The organism is Bacillus mycoides (genome assembly GCF_000832605.1).
GTDB classification, from domain to species: domain Bacteria; phylum Bacillota; class Bacilli; order Bacillales; family Bacillaceae_G; genus Bacillus_A; species Bacillus_A mycoides.
Map to the genome: position 1 here is coordinate 2,874,832 of NZ_CP009692.1, position 20,471 is coordinate 2,895,302.

22 protein-coding genes and 1 pseudogene are annotated in these 20,471 nt (G+C 34.4%); 15 read left to right on the top strand and 8 right to left on the bottom strand.

Translation table 11 applies throughout. The annotated features are described in order from the left end of the window. Positions 1-81 precede the first annotated feature (81 nt). The 3 genes from BG05_RS16695 (at position 82) to BG05_RS16705 (ending at position 3,996) form a co-directional block, all read left to right on the top strand. Complete coding sequence (locus BG05_RS16695; RefSeq protein ID WP_033734117.1) at positions 82-1,248, top strand: serine hydrolase domain-containing protein; 1,167 nt, start codon at positions 82-84, stop codon at positions 1,246-1,248. 366 nt (positions 1,249-1,614) lie between these two features. Continuing rightward, on the top strand, positions 1,615-3,357 hold the full coding sequence (locus tag BG05_RS16700) for an adenine deaminase C-terminal domain-containing protein (protein ID WP_033734119.1): 1,743 nt from the start codon (positions 1,615-1,617) through the stop codon (positions 3,355-3,357). Between the two features lie 117 nt (positions 3,358-3,474). Beyond that, positions 3,475-3,996, top strand: a complete 522-nt coding sequence (locus BG05_RS16705; protein WP_002137023.1) for a hypothetical protein — start codon at positions 3,475-3,477, stop codon at positions 3,994-3,996. Positions 3,997-4,120: 124 nt separating this feature from the next. Here the strand turns inward: BG05_RS16705 and BG05_RS16710 are convergent, their stop codons facing one another. After that, positions 4,121-5,500, bottom strand: a complete 1,380-nt coding sequence (locus BG05_RS16710; protein WP_003190186.1) for a catalase — start codon at positions 5,498-5,500, stop codon at positions 4,121-4,123. Positions 5,501-5,801: 301 nt separating this feature from the next. Between BG05_RS16710 and BG05_RS16715 the strand changes: the two genes are divergently transcribed. Next, the gene (locus tag BG05_RS16715) at positions 5,802-7,019 is read left to right on the top strand and encodes an aspartate aminotransferase family protein (RefSeq protein ID WP_002127942.1); all 1,218 of its coding nucleotides are present in this window, start codon (positions 5,802-5,804) and stop codon (positions 7,017-7,019) included. 303 nt (positions 7,020-7,322) lie between these two features. After that, a complete protein-coding gene (locus tag BG05_RS16720; protein ID WP_002185536.1) occupies positions 7,323-8,774 on the top strand; it encodes an MFS transporter in 1,452 nt (483 codons plus the stop codon). Between the two features lie 68 nt (positions 8,775-8,842). Here the strand turns inward: BG05_RS16720 and BG05_RS16725 are convergent, their stop codons facing one another. Genes BG05_RS16725 through BG05_RS16735 form a run of 3 tightly spaced genes read right to left on the bottom strand, consistent with a single transcriptional unit; the run spans position 8,843 to position 12,013 of the window. After that, positions 8,843-9,949: a DUF4018 domain-containing protein gene (locus BG05_RS16725; protein ID WP_033734120.1), complete on the bottom strand. Its 1,107-nt coding sequence runs from the start codon at positions 9,947-9,949 to the stop codon at positions 8,843-8,845. Next, positions 9,924-11,087 carry a DUF58 domain-containing protein gene (locus tag BG05_RS16730; protein ID WP_002168123.1) on the bottom strand — a complete coding sequence of 388 codons (1,164 nt, stop codon included), beginning with the start codon at positions 11,085-11,087 and terminating at the stop codon, positions 9,924-9,926. The genes BG05_RS16725 and BG05_RS16730 overlap by 26 nt, the downstream gene beginning before the upstream one ends. Next, positions 11,084-12,013, bottom strand: coding sequence for an AAA family ATPase (locus tag BG05_RS16735; RefSeq protein ID WP_003190194.1), 930 nt, complete (start codon positions 12,011-12,013; stop codon positions 11,084-11,086). The genes BG05_RS16730 and BG05_RS16735 overlap by 4 nt, the downstream gene beginning before the upstream one ends. Before the next feature lie 204 nt (positions 12,014-12,217). On the opposite strand from BG05_RS16735, the gene BG05_RS16740 reads away from it, so the two are divergent. Beyond that, the gene (locus tag BG05_RS16740; RefSeq protein ID WP_003190196.1) at positions 12,218-12,535 is read left to right on the top strand and encodes a PadR family transcriptional regulator; all 318 of its coding nucleotides are present in this window, start codon (positions 12,218-12,220) and stop codon (positions 12,533-12,535) included. 7 nt (positions 12,536-12,542) lie between these two features. Next, a complete protein-coding gene (locus tag BG05_RS16745; protein WP_016120425.1) occupies positions 12,543-13,079 on the top strand; it encodes a DUF2812 domain-containing protein in 537 nt (178 codons plus the stop codon). 109 nt (positions 13,080-13,188) lie between these two features. Here the strand turns inward: BG05_RS16745 and BG05_RS29730 are convergent, their stop codons facing one another. Next, entirely contained in the window at positions 13,189-13,485 is a 297-nt protein-coding gene (locus BG05_RS29730) for a hypothetical protein (protein WP_002127933.1), read from the bottom strand. A gap of 191 nt (positions 13,486-13,676) precedes the next feature. Here BG05_RS29730 and BG05_RS16750 point away from each other — a divergent pair, with 191 nt between their 5' ends. Then, on the top strand, positions 13,677-14,786 hold the full coding sequence (locus BG05_RS16750; RefSeq protein ID WP_002127931.1) for a lactonase family protein: 1,110 nt from the start codon (positions 13,677-13,679) through the stop codon (positions 14,784-14,786). A gap of 166 nt (positions 14,787-14,952) precedes the next feature. Here the strand turns inward: BG05_RS16750 and BG05_RS16755 are convergent, their stop codons facing one another. Then, positions 14,953-15,201 (bottom strand): hypothetical protein, encoded by a 249-nt coding sequence (locus tag BG05_RS16755; RefSeq protein WP_002013535.1) that lies wholly within the window; start codon positions 15,199-15,201, stop codon positions 14,953-14,955. 282 nt (positions 15,202-15,483) lie between these two features. Here BG05_RS16755 and BG05_RS16760 point away from each other — a divergent pair, with 282 nt between their 5' ends. The 5 genes and pseudogenes from BG05_RS16760 to BG05_RS16775 all read left to right on the top strand — a co-directional run bounded on the left by BG05_RS16760 (position 15,484) and on the right by BG05_RS16775 (position 17,549). Beyond that, complete coding sequence (locus tag BG05_RS16760) at positions 15,484-15,867, top strand: VOC family protein (RefSeq protein ID WP_002013534.1); 384 nt, start codon at positions 15,484-15,486, stop codon at positions 15,865-15,867. A gap of 15 nt (positions 15,868-15,882) precedes the next feature. Further along, positions 15,883-16,425, top strand: a complete 543-nt coding sequence (locus tag BG05_RS16765) for a GNAT family N-acetyltransferase (RefSeq protein WP_003190206.1) — start codon at positions 15,883-15,885, stop codon at positions 16,423-16,425. After that, positions 16,425-17,009, top strand: a complete 585-nt coding sequence (locus BG05_RS16770; RefSeq protein ID WP_003190208.1) for a kinase — start codon at positions 16,425-16,427, stop codon at positions 17,007-17,009. The genes BG05_RS16765 and BG05_RS16770 overlap by 1 nt, the downstream gene beginning before the upstream one ends. Beyond that, positions 16,996-17,124, top strand: a pseudogene (locus BG05_RS32280) (DUF3887 domain-containing protein); the annotation flags it as partial. The gene BG05_RS16770 and the pseudogene BG05_RS32280, both read left to right, overlap by 14 nt. A gap of 113 nt (positions 17,125-17,237) precedes the next feature. Then, positions 17,238-17,549 carry a hypothetical protein gene (locus tag BG05_RS16775; RefSeq protein WP_002110521.1) on the top strand — a complete coding sequence of 104 codons (312 nt, stop codon included), beginning with the start codon at positions 17,238-17,240 and terminating at the stop codon, positions 17,547-17,549. 40 nt (positions 17,550-17,589) lie between these two features. On the opposite strand, the gene BG05_RS16780 is transcribed toward BG05_RS16775, so the two are convergent. Both BG05_RS16780 and BG05_RS16785 read right to left on the bottom strand, forming a co-directional pair. After that, the gene (locus tag BG05_RS16780) at positions 17,590-17,805 is read right to left on the bottom strand and encodes a helix-turn-helix domain-containing protein (RefSeq protein ID WP_002168132.1); all 216 of its coding nucleotides are present in this window, start codon (positions 17,803-17,805) and stop codon (positions 17,590-17,592) included. A gap of 10 nt (positions 17,806-17,815) precedes the next feature. After that, positions 17,816-18,298 carry a DUF2975 domain-containing protein gene (locus BG05_RS16785; protein ID WP_002127922.1) on the bottom strand — a complete coding sequence of 161 codons (483 nt, stop codon included), beginning with the start codon at positions 18,296-18,298 and terminating at the stop codon, positions 17,816-17,818. Positions 18,299-18,652: 354 nt separating this feature from the next. Here BG05_RS16785 and BG05_RS16790 point away from each other — a divergent pair, with 354 nt between their 5' ends. After that, positions 18,653-19,441, top strand: a complete 789-nt coding sequence (locus BG05_RS16790) for a DeoR/GlpR family DNA-binding transcription regulator (RefSeq protein WP_002127921.1) — start codon at positions 18,653-18,655, stop codon at positions 19,439-19,441. Between the two features lie 161 nt (positions 19,442-19,602). Beyond that, positions 19,603-20,469, top strand: a complete 867-nt coding sequence (locus BG05_RS16795; RefSeq protein ID WP_002165547.1) for a carbohydrate ABC transporter permease — start codon at positions 19,603-19,605, stop codon at positions 20,467-20,469. The last annotated feature ends 2 nt before the right edge of the window (positions 20,470-20,471 follow it).

Sequence of the window (20,471 nt, forward strand, 5' to 3'; positions counted from 1 at the left end):
ATAAGAAAAAAGAGAGTTTTATCATATAGGATTAAAGTATAACTTGAATTAATCCTATATTAATAGAGGAGAGGGAGTCTTATGAAAAAATGTAATTCAATTAAGTTAGCAAGTTTGGCAGTTTTATTAGCGGGTACTACTCTATTCACACCAGGTTTTACTGTGAAAGCAGAGTCTGTTCAAAATTTATCTAGTCCGTCACAATCACATGATCAAAAGAATCGGAATGGTTGGAAACAAGTAATGCAGGAAACAGTACAGCTTGGAACCCCAGGAATATTAGCGAAGACGTCTAACAATGGAAAGATTAGTAGTTATACTGCTGGCGTCGCGGATTTAAATACAAAGAAAACAATGAAATCGGATTATCGTTTTCGGATTGGGAGTGTGACGAAGACTTTTACCGCTACGACTGTTCTTCAATTAGTAGGAGAAAATCGCGTGCAACTTGACGATCCAATTGAAAAGTGGCTACCGGGTCTCATTCAAGAAAATGGGTATGATGGCAATCAAATTACGATACGTCAACTTTTGAATCATACGAGTGGTATAGCTGAATATTTAAAGTCAAAAGACGCTGACATAATGAATTCGAGAAAAACGTATACAGCAGAAGAAATAGTGAAAATAGGACTTTCTCTACCCCCAGATTTTTCGCCAGGTAAAGGATGGGCGTATTCAAACACAGGATACGTAATATTGGGAATGCTTATTGAAAAAATAAGTGGCAATAGTTATGCAGAAGAAATTGAAAAACGAATTATTGAACCTTTGGATCTGTCAAATACGTTTTTACCAGGGAATTCACCCGTTATTCCAGGAAAGGATCATGCTCGTGGGTATATGAAAATAGACGAAACAAGTGAATTGAAAGACATGACGTATTATAATCCGAGTTTAGCTAATGCAGCTGGAGATATGATTTCAAATGCGGACGATTTAAATACGTTCTTTGCATCTTTACTCGGTGGTAAGTTACTGAAAGAACGCGAGCTAAAAGAAATGCTTACTACAGTTCCTATAGAAGGAAAAGGTCTTGGTGATGGATATGGTCTTGGGATCTATGAGACGAAACTTTCAAACGGTGTTTCAATTTGGGGTCATGGAGGGTCGATTCCTGGATTTACAACTTTTGTTGGCGGAGTAATTGGAGGCAAACATACATTGGCTGTCAGTATTAACTCTTTAGGTGCGATTGATATTTTAACACAGTTTAATAAAATGATGCAAGTTGAATTTAAGAAATAGATGAAAAGAAAGCGAATGGAATCCGGCTTTAGTTGTATATAAAAGAGATGCTTTTTAATTTTGCAAATAAGGACAGTATTAGCATTCATGGTATGGCAGCAATCAAGTATATGTAGAACATAAATACGGATACAAGTGTAATTCAATCTTATAGTCTAGTATAAAAAAGATGTCAGTTGCATGACATCTTTTTTATTTTGGATCAAAGAGATATATTATAAATTTTGAAAATTGTTATTTTTGTAATCATTCCATATAATAAAGAGTATAGGGGATATACAGGGGAGTTAGGAATGGATAATACTTTAGTTAGTTAATTATTTTTGTTTTAATAAATAAAAGTAAATTGATGTGGAGTGAAATACATTGGGACAAAATCAGTTTAGATGGAGTAACACACAATTACGAGAACATGTTGAAGTAATAGATGGCACAAGAAGCCCGCACATTTTATTCAAGAATGCAACATATTTAAATTCCTATATGCGCGAGTGGGTGCAAGCAAATATTTGGATCTATGATGACCGCATTATATATGTAGGAGAAAAACTACCAGAGCAACTACACGAATGTGAAGTCATTGATTGTGATGGAAAGTATGTAGTTCCTAGTTACATAGAACCGCATGCACATCCATATCAATTATATAATCCTGAAACTTTAGCAAATCATGCGATGCAATTTGGTACAACAACTTTCATTAATGATAATTTAACTTTGTTTTTCACATTACAACGGGAAGTAGCGTTTCGTTTATTAGATGAATTTAAAAAGATTCCAGCAAGTATGTATTGGTGGTGTCGTTTCGATGGACAGACTGAACTACAGAATGGGGAATCTTTATTTAATAGTGAAGAAATAATGGAATGGCTGAAGCATGAAGATGTTCTTCAGGGCGGCGAGTTAACAGCATGGCCGAAACTATTACATGGCGATGATGAAATGTTAAATTGGGTGCAGGAAACAAAGCGGTTACAGAAAAAAGTAGAAGGTCATTTTCCCGGTGCGTCTGAATCAACGTTAGCGAAGTTAAAGTTACTAGGTGCTGATTGCGATCATGAAGCGATGACAGGACAGGAAGCATTAACACGCCTTATGCAAGGTTACACCGTTACTCTTAGAAACTCTTCTATCCGTCCAGATTTAGAAATTTTACTGAAAGAATTGCTGGAATTAGGTGTCAAGCAATTTGATAGATTCATGTTCACAACAGATGGTTCACATCCGTCATTTTATGAAAACGGAATGACGAATAGGATGATAGAAATCGCGATAAAGCAAGGAATACCAGTAATTGATGCCTATAATATGGCAAGCTATAACATTGCTCGTTATTATAATATGGAGCATTTACACGGCGCGATCGCGACAGGAAGAATTGCAAATATTAATATTTTGGAAAGTAAAGAAAATCCGATTCCAATAAGTGTAATTGCAAAGGGGAAATGGATGAAGCGTGACGGAATAAACAAAAATGCATCATTACATATAGACTGGAGTAAATTCAAAGTAACTCCATTATCATTAGACTGGTCTTTAAAGAAAGAAGATATGATTTTTTCTGAAACAACAGGTATAAAATTATTAAATGATGTTATTTCAAAACCATATGTAACTGAAATCGACTTAAACGGTGAAGAACTTTCTATTGAGCATGATGAATGTTTCCTTATGATGATTGCTCGTGATGGCACTTGGCGAGTGAATACAGTTGTGAAAGGTTTTGCGAATGGATTAGGAGGTCTTGCTAGCTCTTATTCCGGTACAGGTGACATCATTCTTATTGGAAAAAGGAAAGAAGATATGCTTACAGCTTTTCATAGAGTAAAAGAGCTTGGCGGGGGAATGGTAATAGCGGAAAGAAATGAAGTGTTACACGAAATTGCATTACCATTGCTCGGGATTATGTCTAATTTGAAAATGAGTGAATTAATACAGAAAGAGAAAAAAATGGTGGAATTACTACAAGAGCGAGGATACACCTATAATGATCCAGCATTTACGATTTTATTCTTTTCTGCGACGCACTTGCCTTTTATACGGGTAACACCTATAGGATTATATGATGTGAAAAGTAGTAAGGTACTTGCTACGCCGATTAAATGTTAAATATAACCCCCCTATAAAAATCAATTTTATAGGGGATTTATTATTTACAGCATAAGAATAGAATCACCTCAAAAACAAATAATATAGTATCTAAATCATTTGAGGTGATACTTAAATATGAAAAAACTATTGTATGTTTTAAGTGTATTTATTTTGTGCGTATCTATACAGCATGTGGTACATTCTCAGTCAAATGCACCAAGGTTATCTTCAGATTGTCTGGAAGAAAGTAAAATTCGTGATGAAAAGTATGTGAAAAACATTATGAATGACATTATATCTACATTTGATTTAAAGATTGATGAAAATAGTTTTTGGGAAATTAGTAAAAGAGACCTAGAGGCTGCGCATTTGATGTATGGCGGAAGGGAAAATGATTCTTATTATAATTCGCTAACTAAAGTTTATGATAGTGGTGGATATAGGGGAGAGCCTAGATTATTTGTGAAGGCGCAAGAAGCATTTTTACTTTATAAAGAAATAGACGATACTAATGTAATGAAACGCCTAAACCTTGAAAAAGGGGAATGGATTGTTACCGAAACGAAAAAGAAGCAAGGGAAAATCGTGGAATACAGACCATTACAATGTGAAAAAGATTATCTGAAAAAGAGAAATGAATACCATAATATAAAATGATGTAACGAAAATCTTGAATGGGAAAGTTTTCGTAAATAAATGTAAATTGGTCGATAGAAATCACTAGTAAGTTCGCCATAAAAAAACGTCATTTTCATCATTAAAAATGACGTTTTTTATATTTTTAAAGCCTTTGCATCGCACTCTCAATCCTATTCACCAAATCAGCTGACACTTTATGAAAATACCCCAAAATTACCTTTTTAATATCCTCAGATATAACTTTCAAATCACTAGCTAAGTTTTCGGCAAGATGTTCTTTTTCTATCGGTTGTAACTTCGCATAAAATTCACCAGCCTGCTTAAAGTCATCTTGTTTAGTTATAGAAGTCCTTTCGAGTTTACCTTCAATGTACCTTCCGTCACCGCTTGTTATTTGGTTAGCTGGTGTCCAATCTTGCTGCTGGTTAACCTGTAATTTACGAAATTCAGCCCCAATTCTTCTTCTTTGAGAATCACTATAAATGTTAGCACGGCCTTGCAGTATTTTATCATCAGATAATTCTGTGCCGTCTAGTAAATTAGAAGGGGAGAAGGCGACTTTTTCTACTTGTTCCATATAATTATCAGGATTTTTATTTAATACCATTTTGCCTACTGGTATTAGGGGATACTCTTTTTCATCCCATACTTTTGTATCGTCTAAAGGATCATAAGAAAGATTTGCTTCATCCTTAGGGTCCATAAGCTGAACATATAGGCCATATTCCACCGGTTTGCCACCCGCAATCGCATCGTATAAATCTTTACCAGCGTAATCAGGATTTTCAGCGGCTAGTCTATTTGCTTCTTCGCGACTAATGTATTGTACACCTTCAAATGGGTACCAATGGTATTTAACGTACTTTCTAATACCTTGAGCATTTCTCCAAACATATGTATTTACACTATGTCCTGGAATGTGGCGAAGACTTTTTATCGTACCAGCATCAGAGTATAAACGTACAATAAAATGAATCGATTCAGGCGCTCTTGCTACAAAGCCCCAAGACCTATCAGGATCAATTAAATTATTTTTAGGTGAAGGTAAGAATGCTTTAATAAATTCTGGGAAACGCATCGGATCACGAATAGAAAAGACGGGAATGTGATTACATATAAGGTCAAAAATGCCTTCTTCTGTATAAAATTTTGTAGCAAAGCCACTTACATTTCTAGATGTATCAGGTGTTCCTTTTATACCGACAGCTAAAGAAAAGCGAACCATAACAGGAACTTTCTCATTAGAATTTTGTAAAAATATTAGTTTTGTATGCTCAGACATCGGATATATCGTTTGGAAATAACCAAATGCACCAAATCCTTTTACATGAACAGGTCTTTCTAAAATTTTTTCATGAATGAATTCTTGTAACGCCTCGTGCAGTACACTATCTTGCTTTAAAACAGGTCCACGTGAACCAACTGTTTGAGAGTGAAGTTTAGCTGGTTCATTAAGTTCTCGATTTTGGTTAAAGTCTTCTCCTAATAAAGATTGCCTCTGTTTATCATATTTTTCATTCATCGATTTAGCCTCCAAATTTTTTTCGTCGATTGTTACTAAATATGATTCTTTAGCCTTGATTATGTATTACATACAAAGTTCAAATTGGTAACATACCGCAAGATGAAAAAAACGCACATGCAGTGGACCTGTTGAAATAGAAGAAATTATGGAAAAATGAATATCGGGAAGAGAAATAACACGTTTTATTTAAAAGGTGGAAGAAAACCACTATTAAAATTTCAATCTTAAAAATTAATTTGTAAATGAATTTATAGATAATGAACATGAAAAACGGGAAAATAGCCAGGAGGAATTTATTATGTCGGATTGGTTTCAATTAGATAAAGAATATATGATGCCTACGTATTGTCGTACGAAGGTTGCAATAGAAAGAGGAGAAGGGTGCAAGCTTTATGATGTGGATGGTAAAGAGTATGTAGATTTATTTTCTGGTGTCGGAGTGAACGTATTAGGGTATAATCACCCGAAAATCGTGCAAACGACAATGGAACAAGTTACGAAATCTCTGCATCTTCCGTTTCATTTTTTAAACCCAGTTGCGATTGAGTATGCAAAGAAATTAGTTGATTGCTCTTTAAAAAATGGAAAAGTCTTTTTTACAAACTCTGGTACGGAAGCGACAGAAACAACGTTGAAATTAATTGATAAATATAGAGCGAATACGCATGAGGAACGTGAAGGAATCGTAGTGCTGAAGAATAGCTTCCACGGGCGTACGTTAGGGGCACTTCATTTTACGAGACAAGAAAGTGTATATCAAAATTTCCCTAAAACATCGATTCCTGTATATGAAGTAGAGCGCGAGAATATAGAGCAATTAGAAGAAACAATTGTTAAAGAAAATCCAATTGCGATTATGCTAGAGCCTGTATTAGGTAGCGGGGGGATATACCCTTTATCGGGTGAATATTTACATGGTGTTCAAAACTTATGTGATAAATATAATGTCATTCTTATCGTTGATGAAGTTCAAAGTGGTATGGGGAGAACTGGTAAACTATTTGCTTATCAAAATTTCAATATTACACCGGATATTATTCAAATTGGTAAAGGAGCAGGAGGCGGGATACCGCTAGGGGGAATTATTGTAGGTGAAAAGCTATGTGATGTATTTTCACCAGGAGATCATGGTACAACGTTTGCTCATTCTTCAATGGGAACAGCTTTAGGGTTAACGGTTTTAAATACATTGATTGACGATGGTTTAATGCAAGAAGCTTATGAAATGTCACTATATCTAAATGATAAATTGCGAGAAATTCAGAATGAAAATTCTTATTATATTCAGGAAGTACGTCATGCTGGAATGATGTTTGGAATTAGTTTGAATGATACGAATACAAATGTAAAGAAATTACAGGTAGAGCTAATGGAGAAAGGGATGTTAGTTGACGTTACACAAGGGAACATCATCCGTTTACTTCCTCCATATATAATTACAAAAGAAGAGATTGATGCATTTATTTATGAGTTTATCTCCTGTATTCATAGCTTATCAGCTATAGCAAGTGTTTAAAAAGCTTTATGAAAAAGCACCTTATTTTTAATTCAAATAGGAAGAAAATAGGGGTGAAAAAAATAAATTTACATATTAAAATAAAAAGCTGAAAAAGGTACTCGTATAGCGCCTTCTTCAGCTTTTTAAAATACTAAATTACTTAACCTAGGGATCATCTCATTGGACAAATAATTAATTATGTGAAACAATAATAACAGATAAGGAGACGTTGCTTTTCCTTAAGTGCTTCGTATTGAATTTATTCTAGTAAGAGAAGGTGTGCTTAAAGAAGTTAAATTAAATAAGGAGCTGTTTTACTATATGCAACAAAATAATGATTTAAATTTTGAACCTCAAGACGTTAATATTGTCAATCCTAAACAAGCGAGGAAAGCAGTTGTTGCTACTGGCATTGGGAATGCAATGGAGTGGTTTGACTTTGGATTATACGCGTATTTAGCGGTAATATTAAGTCAATTATTCTTCTCAGGTGTGGATAATAGTGGTTTGCAACTTGTACTTACATTTGGTACATTTGCAGCGGCCTTTCTCGTTCGACCAATCGGAGGTATTTTCTTTGGTAGAATAGGAGATAAGTATGGCCGAAAGATTGTTTTAAGTACAACTATTATTTTAATGGCACTTTCTACATTATTCATCGCATTACTACCAACCTATGAACAAATTGGTGTATGGGCACCAATACTACTTTTAATTGCTCGAATGATTCAAGGCTTCTCTACAGGCGGCGAATATTCAGGTGCAATGGTTTATATCGCAGAATCTTCTCCAGATAAAAAGCGTGGTATACTCGGTAGTGGTCTTGAAATTGGAACACTCTCAGGTTACATTGCTGCCTCGGTAATTGTTACCATTTTAACGTTATTATTAACAGATGAGCAAATGCTCAGCTGGGGATGGCGTATTCCTTTCTTAATTGCTGCACCAATTGGTTTGGTCGGTTTATATTTACGACGTCATTTAGATGAATCTCCAATCTTTCAAGAGATGGAAAAAGCACAAGAGGAATCTGAAGACAACGAACAATTTTCATTTATGGATATATTAAAATATCACAAAAAAGACTTCTTATTAAGCACAGTAATTGTTGCCTTCTTTAACATTACAAACTATATGATCCTTTCGTATATTCCTTCTTATTTAACACAAGTACTAAAAGTCAAAGAAACAACGGGCTTATTAATTATTTCAATTACGATGGCACTTATGATTCCACTGGCACTTTATTTCGGTAAATTAAGTGATAAAGTAGGTAATAAACGCGTAGTACAAATTGGCTTACTTGGTTTAGCATTATGTTCAATTCCAGCATTTTTATTAATTGGTAACGGACATATTGTAGCCATGTTTGCGGGTATTTTCATTTTAGGTTTCTTCCTTAGTGTATATGAAGGAACATTGCCTTCGTTATTACCAGCACTCTTTTTCACCGATGTACGTTATCGTGCGCTTTCTATCTCCTTTAATATTTCTGTATCTATATTCGGTGGTACAACGCCGCTTGTATGTTCATACTTAGTTCATGCTACTGGTAACCCACTGGCACCAGCATTTTATTTAACTGGTGTAAGTGTAATTGGATTAATTGTGTTTAGTGTACTGTTTGTCACAACATCAGGACGTGCACTAAAAGGTTCTTACCCTACTGTCGAATCGAAAAAAGAAGCACATCAAATTGCTAAAGAGGATCCTGAAGAAACACTTTGGTGGCATGAAGAATCTTTAGAAATTGAAGCAGGAAAAAAAGCATAATTTGTGAAAAGCAACGTGGACTTTTACACAAAAAGACTCCTAGTTTAATAGGAGTCTTTTTGTATACATCATTTTCTCTTCTTCAAACTCTTCTGATACGCATAAAGCTTATAAACCTCTTCCTTAAATTCATGCAGAAGTACAGTGTTTTCACCATTTGAATAACGCACTGCATTATACGCGTCTATAATAATATGACTCTGAATATTTACCTCTTCTTCATCATTAATTCTCTCTAGCCAAGCTTCAACAGTTTCTCCTCGTTCTCGGTTTAAAGGAGGAGATAGCTTACTCTCGAGTTTGAAAATTTCTTTTCGAATTTCGTTATGTGGTGGTTTATTTCGTTTGAAGCGTTTTTGGCTAATGCCTTCTTTATCAGTAATGATTGTAGATTCAAAGACAGGCATATTTGGTAAACTTAAATGTTTTCGTTTTTTTACTATTTTCCAAACGACGTAAATAGCGATGGCTGTACAGGCTATTATTGTAATGCTATTTATGAGAGTTGGATCAAAAGGACGCTGCCCCAATTCTTCTTTAATTTGAGGATCTTTTAAATTTCCTTTATTCGACCAAAAGTCGTCTGTATCTTTTAATGCAGCTGCCGAGAACAATGGATTTAAAGCATAACAAAATCCTAAGGCAACTACTTGTATGATATAAGAAAAAAGAAGCCGAATATAAGGAAATACCGGAATAAGTAAAGCGCTAATTATTCCAATCGTAATAATAGAAGTGAAACGTAATAGCTGTTGATTACGATTGGAACCTGTTAACCAAAAGGTAATCATAATGTGTAAAGCTAATAGTAACCCTTTCCACAATGGCGGAAAGGGGGCATAAAATATAGCTGAAACGACAAACCATACAATACCGCCTAACGATTTTTGTACTGGATATCCCGGTCCAACAGAGTGTACGATAAAGAAAAACAGTGGTAATAATATTGTGCCTAAAATAGAGAAAGGTAGAAATAAAGAACAACCGATTATTTGAATAACTAACAGTAGTACAAAACCTGTTGTTTTTTTCTTCATAAATTTATGAATAAGAAATATTCCTACATAACCGGTCACTAAAAATATAGCAATACCAATGAGCTCATCTCTTTCCGTTAATAATGAAAGAAGGAGGAGCAGAATAAAGTCATTAACGTGATAGAGCCAAGTTTTCAAGCTTTTCCACCATCCCTTCATTATTAATGAGGAACGTAGGTTGAGATAGAAGAGGGAGCTCCTTTTTCTGCAAACCAATGTATATCATTGTAGATGAGCGTTCCCTTTTTCTCGTTACATAGTGAAGAAATCCTTGTTTCGGAAGTAGCGTACTATCATCTGAAATACGTGCTAATTCTTCTAACGCTTTGGCGTAATGTGTTTGTCCTTCGTTTAATGGTAAAAGCAAAGGGCCACCTTCTGCTAAAACGCTAATAAATAACTCAAACGGAATTTGATGCTTCGTTGCGAATTGACAAATGTACGTTGTAAATGAAATAAGGTCTTCTACATTTTCTTTCCAACCAAACCCACGATCAGCAGCTAAAGAAAGACAAATCGTCCAACTATAATTTTTTACAGGTTCATATTGCTTCGCTTGTAACGCCTGCATTTTAGCAGATGCTTTCCAATGAATAGAGCGGAAAGATTCACGTTCATATCGTTTAACACCGATAATGGATGTTTCATCATTGTAAAAAGAGAAATTCGTTCGATACGAACCTGTTAATAGTTGCTGAAGTTCTTGTAAACCGGCTACCTCTTTAGGAGAAGGGTACACAATAATTTCAGTCTTTAACTTATCGAAAACAGGTAAATGTACAGTTAAAAGATGAAAAGGATCTTTTAAAACACATTCGAACTGTTCAATTTGAAACACACCACGCTTCGTTGCGGTTAATGTTAAATCCCATTTTTGTGCTGAATGAGCAGGTTGTGAAAATGGGAAAGAAAATAACGTTTTCGATATTTGTTCAATCCCTTGATCCTTATGCGGTATAAGAGATGAATTTAAATGAAAATAACAAACGCCGTTAACGAGTGGTATATTTGCACCATTTTTTAAATGAATAAAAAACTGTCCAGATTCATCAGGGAAAAGACGAGTTGTTTGTTTTTCATTTATAACTTGAAATCTTTTCTCTATGTAAGCGACATATTTATAAATGAAAATCGCAAATAAATAGTAGAAGAAAAAGAGAAACATAATAATTCGTTGCGGCAGAAAAAACGTAAATAGTATAGCGCCTGGCACAGTTAATTGAATAATATGGAGTTGAAAAAATAAAGGTACAGTTACAACGCGCTGTCCATTCATGCTTGTTCAATCTCCACAGGTACGTCAACTTCTTTTAAAATCCTTTGCGTGATTTCATTTTTTGTCGTGCGTAAGGCACCTTCCATTGATAAGACGATACGGTGATTCCAAACAGAAGGAACTAAAAATTGTATATCTTCAGGTGTGCAATATTCTCTGCCGCGTAAAAAGGCTAGTGCTTGAACGGCACGTACTAAAGCTAATGTAGCACGCGGGCTTACACCGTTAGCAATGTAATCATGATTTCTTGTAGCGTGAGCAAGCTTAATAATGTAATGTTCTAACGGTTCTGATACGAAAATTTCTTTCACTTGTTTCTGTGCTTCTAAAATGTCTTCTAAAGAAATGACAGATGTGACGCTTTCTAACGGTGCATTGTTACGAAAACGGCGCATCATTTTTAATTCATCTTCAGGAGACGGATAACCAATTGAAATCGTCATTAAAAAGCGATCAAGTTGTGCATCTGGAAGAGGGAAAGTTCCTTGTGATTCAATCGGGTTTTGCGTCGCAATAACAAAGAACGGTTTCGGAAGAGGAGTAGACTGCTTTTCAAGCGTTACTTGTCGTTCTTCCATCGCTTCTAACAAACTAGATTGTGTTCTCGGCATCGCGCGGTTAATTTCATCTGCGAGTAGTATATTTGTCATAACTGGTCCAAGTCTTAATTCGAATTCACTAGTTTTTGGATTGAAATATTCAATACCTGTTACATCACTCGGAAGTACATCAGGGGTAAATTGAACGCGAGAAAAATTACCACCAATGCTTTTAGAAATTGTTTTTGCTAGTAATGTTTTTCCAGTACCAGGTACGTCTTCAAGCAGTACATGTCCATCAGCAAGCAGTGAAACGAGGAGTAAATCAATTACATTTTCCTTACCGACAAAAACAGATCCTATGTTTTCTTTCAATTTAGTTATCATATGTATCATTCCTTTCAAAATAAAAGCGGATATTTCTATATTTTAACAAATTATTCAGAAAATTGATATGATTTTTTAATTCAAAGAAATGGATATTTAATTTTAATATTACACTTGCATATTTTGGAATATGATTATACAATATCGTTATACGATGTATCGTGAGTCGATATATCATGAAGCGATGTATCGGAGGTAGTTATAATGAATGCGAAAACGCAAAAATACATTCCATTAACTGAGGCGACATATTACATATTGTTGTCACTTGTAAAGCCAATGCATGGTTATGGAATTATGCAAATGGTAGAAGAGATGACAAATGGGGAAGTAAAGCTCGGTCCTGGTACTTTATATGGGAATACTACGAAGTTATTAAAAGAGAAATTGATTGTTGAAGTTGCCTCTACAGACAGAAAGAAGTGCTATGAGTTAACACCGTTTGGGAGAGAAGTGTTAGAGCTAGAGTATAACAGGTTACAGAGATCTGTAAGAAATGGAAACAGTATATTAGGGGAGTGAATGGAAGATGGAGACAAAGAAGATATTCAAACCTTTCGCGGTATGGAGCGTAGAAAAAGAAGAAGCTTTTTTACGGAATATGCACCAACAAGGCTGGGCATTACAAAAATATAATATAATGTATACATTTAAGAAAACTAAGCCGAAAGATGTAGTATATAAAGCGGATTTCAGATTGGATTATAAAGATTCAAAAGAAAAACAAAAAGAATATATTGATATATATGAAATGTGTGGGTGGAAACATGTAACGAGTTTTGCAAAATGGAATTATTTTTGTAAAGAGGTAGAAGATGATAATGAGTTACCTGACATTTACTCAGAAAAAGAGACGAAGGTACAAAAAATGAAGGAATTACTACAATTTTTTGCATTTATTTCAATAACTATATTACCCTCAATGTATAATGCATTTTTAAGTTCAACAGAATCAAGAGTGCCAATTTGGGCGAAAGTTATGCTGGGGTTTGTGGGTTGTATGTATATGTATCTCTTTATAAGGATCTCTTGGAAAATTAAGAAATTGAAAAACGAAATATTATAATAAAGAGTGGATTTTTAAAGAAGATGATATGATTATCGGAATCATCTTCTTTAATTTTTATGTAATTCTATTTTGTTCGTTCTTTTTTACACAATAAAAAACTATATATTTAAGACATAGAATTAACAGTTACAAAGATAATCCCAGTAACAATACCTAAAAAAATCATAAATGAAGAAGAAACGATTAATAATAATGAACTACCGATTAATACTATTTTATTAGAGTTTTGATGTTTAAAGTGGTAATAAAGTAAAAAGCCGCAAACAGTAGAAATAATCCATATAGCTAGACCGTAAGGAGTCGAGATCTTCTTCCAATCGAAGATCCAAAAGTAAAGTATGATCATGTGGCAAACTAATAGTAGTAATGCGGATGGAATCATTAATCTGTTATTAAATATCATTTATTTCACCTCTCTTATGTAAATATTACCAGAAGAGTATGGAGTTTAAAATATAATATGGAAGTGAATAAGGTTTTCACTTAAAGAAACTACGAGATGAGCAAGAGATATTTCTAAATCAATTTCCATTTGTATGGGAATTTAATTGGAAAAAGAACCATATAAAATTATGAAGGGAGGAGAGTCATAAAATGCAGAGAATGAACAATTATTTTCGTGCTCGTGCGAGTATGGTATACATGATGACTAATAATGAAGTAATGAATCACATTGTTGCTTTTCATATGGATACGAATGGAATGCTCACCTTTGTGGGTTCTTACCGAACTTACGGAAGAGGTACTGGTATAAAGGAAGTTTCTACAGAAACGGCAAACGATGGTATAGATCCTCTAGCATCACAAGGTTCTCTGACTTTTTCCCGTGATGGTCGTTTCCTATTTGCAGTTAACGCAGGCAGTCATAGTATCAGTAGTTTTATCATAGCAGATAACGGGGTGCCGACTTTCGTGGATGTAAAGCCATCAGGAGGTGCTCAGCCCAATAGCATTGGTGTGTATGATAATCTTCTCTATGTCTCCAATGTAGGTAATGCTGCAAACAATTTTGCATCAAATATTACTGGATTTCACATAGATGATAAGGGAAACCTTACACCTATTCCACGATCCACTCATGCTCTCAGTACCTTTAATGCTCAGCCCGCACAAGTTCTCTTCACCCCGGATGGTAGTAAAATTGTTGTCTCCGAGCTTACATCAAACCATCTCAGTGTCTTCCATGTAAATAAAGATGGTACGGTCACAGGACCAATTGTTAATGATTCTTACGGTAAAGGCCCATTGGGTGCTTACTTTCTATCGTCCGGAATTCTCTTAGTTACAGAAGCAGTTTCAAATGCGTTGTCATCTTATTCATTGAGCAATGATGGTACTCTTCATGTAATCAGCGGCTCTGTACAAAACGGATATAAAACTGCCTGTTGGGTTATAACAACGAAGGATGAACGTTTTGCCTACACTACGAACACTTTAAGTGGCACCATCTCCACCTACCAAATCGCCCCCAATGGAGTACTGTCAGTAGTAAGGCATATTACTAGTACACCGCCGGGGACAGCACCGGGTCTTCCGATGGATGTTGGAGTGAGTAAAGATGGACGACATTTTTACACCCTTAATGGAAATCAGGGCACAGTGTCAGTATTTAATATTCAAAGTGATGGTAGTCTAGTAAGGTTGCAGGTTGTTGCTTCATCAAATTTTCCTTACTTTGGGTCGCAAGGCTTAGCTGTTCTTTGATTCTATTGGGCCGCTATATTTGTGTGGAAAAGAAAAATATATGACGGTGTATGAATAGTAGACATGTAGATGAATTAGGAACCTTTGATTAAACAGCAATTGTCCACCTTGCTTACGTAAAACGGAAAAACCCCCTATAGAAAATTGATAGGGGGTAGGGAAATGTTTAAGAGAAAGACTGATTTTGCGCAGGTTTTATAAATTGTTCTGGGTTTTCAACAAGCCCACATACAGCACATTGGACGCGGTAAGTAGGTCCTTGATAAGCCATATGAAAAGCGTTCATCGTTTCATTCGTGTATTCTTCTTCTACATGACCAGTTTGTGGATTTAATTTTACTGGTTTTACTTGTTGCTCGAGAATATTAAAGCGAGTTCGGTTCGTTTTACAACTTGGACAAAGCATTGGTTCCATATGTATACACCTCCATTTGTAGCATTTCTTAAGCGGTATGATTTTATGCAAGTAAAAAAACTTTCTCAACATAAATAGGTATTTATTATATTTAAAATTCAGAAAAAATAAAATATAATGAATGTAAGAACTGGTTATGTCCAAACCAAATCTCCTGTTTTATGCCAATAAGCTGGGGGGCCGAGAAATCGGCCTCATTTTTTTGTGCTCATCTCAATAAGGTACAAGGTTTTTAAAAACATTTGTCGAATTTTTAGAGGTGAAGGTTAAGGGGGAATAATTATGAACTTAAAAATGAAATACATTATTTTATATGTGGAAAAGTTTGAGCAATGTCTTCAGTTTTATAAAGAAATTTTAAGATTACCAATAAGAGCAGAGCACGGTACATATATTGAATTTGAAACAGGAGCAACAATTTTAGCGATGAATACACGAGAGGATGTTAAGGAGTTAACGGGACTACCTCTTACAGAAGGTGTACTACAATCTTCTCATTTTGAGTTAGGGTTTGTTGTAGAAGATGTAAAGGGAACGATTGAGAAATTAAAAGAACAAGGGGTTAAAGTTCTAGTTGAGCCAATCGTAAAACCGTGGGGACAAACAATTGCTTACATTGCCGATCCAGACGGTAATTATATTGAAATTTGTAGTTCATTAGAATAGAAGGAGAAAAAGAGGATGGGGTTTCCAAAATTAGAGACAGAACGTTTACTATTAAGAGAACTTACACTATTAGATGCAGAAGCGATGTTCCATTATTTTTCAAAAGAATCCGTTATTCGTTATTTCGGAATGGACTCTTTCGAAAATATTGAGCAAGCGAAAACGACTATTCAAACGTTTAGAAAGCGTAATGAAGAGGGAAGTGTATTTCGCTGGGGAATAGAGAAGAAAGGCACGGATCAATTAATTGGTACGTGTGGGTTTCATTTAATTAACAATCATCATAAACGAGCTGAAATTGGTTATGAGCTAGATGATACATATTGGGGACAAGGATACGCAACCGAAGCACTGCAAGCAATGCTAGCTTACGGATTTGAAACGTTGCACTTTATAAGAATTGCAGCTGTCGTATATATAGAAAATGAAGCTTCCCGTAATTTATTAAAAAAAGCCGGATTTCAAGAAGAAGGATTACTTCGAAAATATATGATTCAAAATGATGTTGCTCATGACACGGTCGTTTATTCATTATTAAAAGAAGATTGGAAAAAGTAATGAGCACAAATGAAATAATGAAAGTTATTAAGGAACATAAAGATGAGCGATTTATACTAGGTATAGACGGACTAAGTCGTTCGGGTAAAACAACTTTGGTTAAAGAGTTGGAAGCAGATATGAAGCAAAGTGGAATCCCGTTTCATATTTTTCATATTGACGATCACATTACCGAGCGTAACGAGCGATATAATACTGGATTTGCAGAATGGTATGAGTACTACAACCTTCAATGGGATATAGAGTGGTTGCAGCGAAACTTTTTTTGGAAGTTACAAAGCGATATACAAGTACAATTGCCTTTCTATCATGATGAAACAGACATATGTGAAATGAAAGAAATACAGCTTCCTTTAGTAGGTGTAATAATTGTTGAAGGTGTTTTTCTGCAGCGAAAAGAATGGAGAAATTTCTTTCATTATATGGTGTATTTGGATTGTTCAAGAGAGACAAGGTTTCTTCGCGAGAGTGAGGAAACGCAGAAGAACCTTCCAAAGTTTCAAAGTAGGTATTGGAAAGCTGAGGAGTATTATTTGGAAGCGGAATTGCCGAGGGATAGGGCGGATTTAGTCGTTACAAAATGAAGCTAAGTATAAAGAAGTGCATGAAAAATTTGATAGTAAGATGAAAACCGCATTATCAGAGGAGAAAATGAAAGATCTTACTCCTGTAATTGAAAAAGCTGGTTTATATATTAAATAAAAAACAGATAAAGTGGAAGTGTCCGCTTTATCTGTTTTTTATTATTTTAACCAAATTATGGTTATTCATGCTAATATGAACTCATAGCTATATAGAAGGGGTGGGTAATTATGAAAACAGAAATAGTTTCCAAAAAGAAGTACAGCATAATAAGCTATGTATCTTTACTCATCGGAATTATGTGTTTTTTATTCGTTTTTATAACTCCGACGAGAATAGCGAATGCGGGTAATATAGTGGGAGATTATATTACAATTGCTCTGACAGGCGTAGGTATTATACTTTCAACAATTGGAATCACGAAACAAACAGAGAAGAAGGCAATTGCAATTATCTCATTAATACTTTCCTCATCGTTCTTTATTTTTTGGATTATCGCGATTATCTTATTGTTTACTGGCCAAATAAATTTTGCGCCGTAATGAGCAATAAAAAGAGTCCTTCATATAAGAAGGACTCTTTTTATTCGGTATCTTCAGGTTGATATTCTAAAAGATCCCCAGGTTGGCATTCTAATGCTTTACAAATAGCATCTAAAGTTGTAATTCTAATTGCTTTTGCTTTTCCATTTTTTAATATAGAAAGGTTAGCCATTGTAATTCCAACCTTCTCTGAAAGTTCAGTTACGCTCATTTTTCTTTTCGCTAGCATTACATCAATATTAATTATAATTGCCATGTTATTCACCTCAGACCGTTAAATCATTTTCTGATTTTATATCTATCGCATCTTTTAAAAGTCTTTGGAGAACGGCAGCAAAGACTGCGATAACCATTGAAGCAAAGATTAGGAGCATGCCAAGTATAATAATACCTGGTGCATCATCTCTTTCCGCCACAAGATAGAAGAGTGGCATACCTACCACATATAAAATACTGATTGTTACTGCACATTGTTTTATCTTCTTTAAAGCTCTAACAGATAATTTCGAGAAAGCGTTACCCTTATCAATGAAGCTTACAAGTTTAAAAGCTTGATACAGAGCGAAATAAAAAGGTACCACCGTTGCATACAGATTGATTAAAATAAGATATTTTATATATGCAATATCGGGATACAATTCCGCTGCATAATTCCCTATGTTAGGAACTAAAAATATACACAAAGCAAGAACAGGGATTCCAATCAGAATAATAGCTGTCTTTAAAAAGAGTGTTGATCTTTGTTTCATATAAAGCACCTCATTTATTAATTATCTATTTAATCTAACATGAAATTTATCGTTTAACAATAAATTTTTATTTATTATGATCGTGTTTTTATTGTTAAGTAAATTTGAATTTCAGATGAAAATAAAAAGTACTGCTCTTTATAAAAAAGGGTGCCAAACAAATAGACTTCTTGTAATAAAAAAGTATGGTGAATATGGTGATATATACCATTGTTCCTTTGACGAAATATAGTACAGATAATCGTTCCTTCTTTCTGTAAATGATGTTATGTTAAAAGTAACGATTAAGTCGTTCTAATAATAAGAGTTTTTAGAAAAACAATATTTTTCGTAATTTGAAGAGGTGTTAATGAAATGAAATCGTACACGCAATTTGAACGTAGAAAACACATACTAGATGAGTTAGAAAAGTACAACCGAGTTATGGTAAATGATTTAGCGAAGGTACTAAATGTTACAACAGAAACGATACGAAGAGATTTAGATATGTTGCACAAGGAAGGGCAGCTTACGAAAATACATGGTGGTGCAATTAAGAAAAAAGATCAAACACTAGAATTTCATTTTGATAGGCGCCGAGCTGAGAATATTGAAGAAAAACGAAAAATTGCAATGGAAGCAAGTAAACTCGTAGAAGATAATGATATTATCGCAATTGAAATTGGGACAACCACAATGCAAATTTTGGATTACATACACGATAAAAAGAATTTGACGATTTTAACAAACTCGATACCAGCTGTTAATAAAATTATTGAGCTTAAAGAACAATATGATTCCTTTGATTGCAGGTTAATAGTCATTGGAGGAATATTGAATACAAATTCATTAGCATTGTCTGGAGAAATGACGTTAAACTATCTTGACCATTTCACTGTTAATAAGTTATTTGCTTCTTGTGATGGAATTTCTTTAGAAAAAGAACTAACATGTTCGTATATTGAAGATGCACAAATATATAAGCAGTTAAAGAATAATGCAAAACAAGTTGTCATGATGGCTGATGAGTCAAAGTTTAATTTAACAAAGTTCTATAAAAGCGGGAATTTCAGTGACATCGATGCATTATATACAAACGCTAAGCTCGATGAGGCGTGGCACAATGTGTTAACAAGTAATGGGGTAGAAGTAATAACAGTATAGAAAACAAAAAGAAGACTATTTCTTAGTAAGTTGAGAAATAGTCTTCTTTTTGTTTTTATGTTGTTTTATTTTGTTTATTTGTTGTTTTTACAATTAGTTAACAAATTAACAACATTGTGTTAATAATATACTCGTACAATATGAATTAGGAGGTGGCAAGAATGCAAATAAAACTATCAAAAGCTGTGTTCTTTTTACTACCAGTTGGAATACCTCTAATATTGTTTTGGATTATTCCGAATTTCATTAGCTTAGGTATTAGTTTTACTGATTGGGATTTTATGACGAATGATTTTAACTTTGTTGGTTTAGAAAACTATTTCAATTTATTTACACAAGATTCTTTTATGCAAGCATTGCTAAATACGTTTTATTTCGGAATTGGAACAGTGATTCCAACGATTGCATTAGGTTTAGGATTCGCATTATTCTTCCGAAAAAAATTTAAAGGTTCTGCATTGTACCAATTAATGATTTTTTCACCTTGGGTAACGCCAACAATAGCTGTATCCATTGTGTGGTCACTTTTATATGAACCTCAATTTGGAGTTATTAATAAAGTTCTAAACTTTTTTGGGATACCAGGTTTGGACTGGCTTCAAAGTAGTCAAACAGCGATGTTAGCAGTCATTATTGTGACAGTTTGGAAATTAGTTGGTTGGACGATGATCTTCTATATTGGCGCATTAGAAAAAGTTCCAGATAGTTTATATGAAGCAGCTAGTATTGATGGAGCAAATTCATGGCAGAAATTTCGATATGTAACACTGCCAATGGTTTCATCAACAACTTTCTTCTTAGTTGTTGTCAATACAATTTCTTCAGTGCAGGCTTACGATCAAATAAAAATTTTAACACAAGGTGGACCTAGTGGTTCGACGCGTACGTTACTTTATTTATTCTTCCAACAAGGGTTTGAACAATTTGATATGGGATCTGCAACAGCAATCGCATTTATCATACTAATCATTACAATACTACTATCTGTTATAAACAAAATAATAGGTGACAAGTGGGTGAACTATTAAGG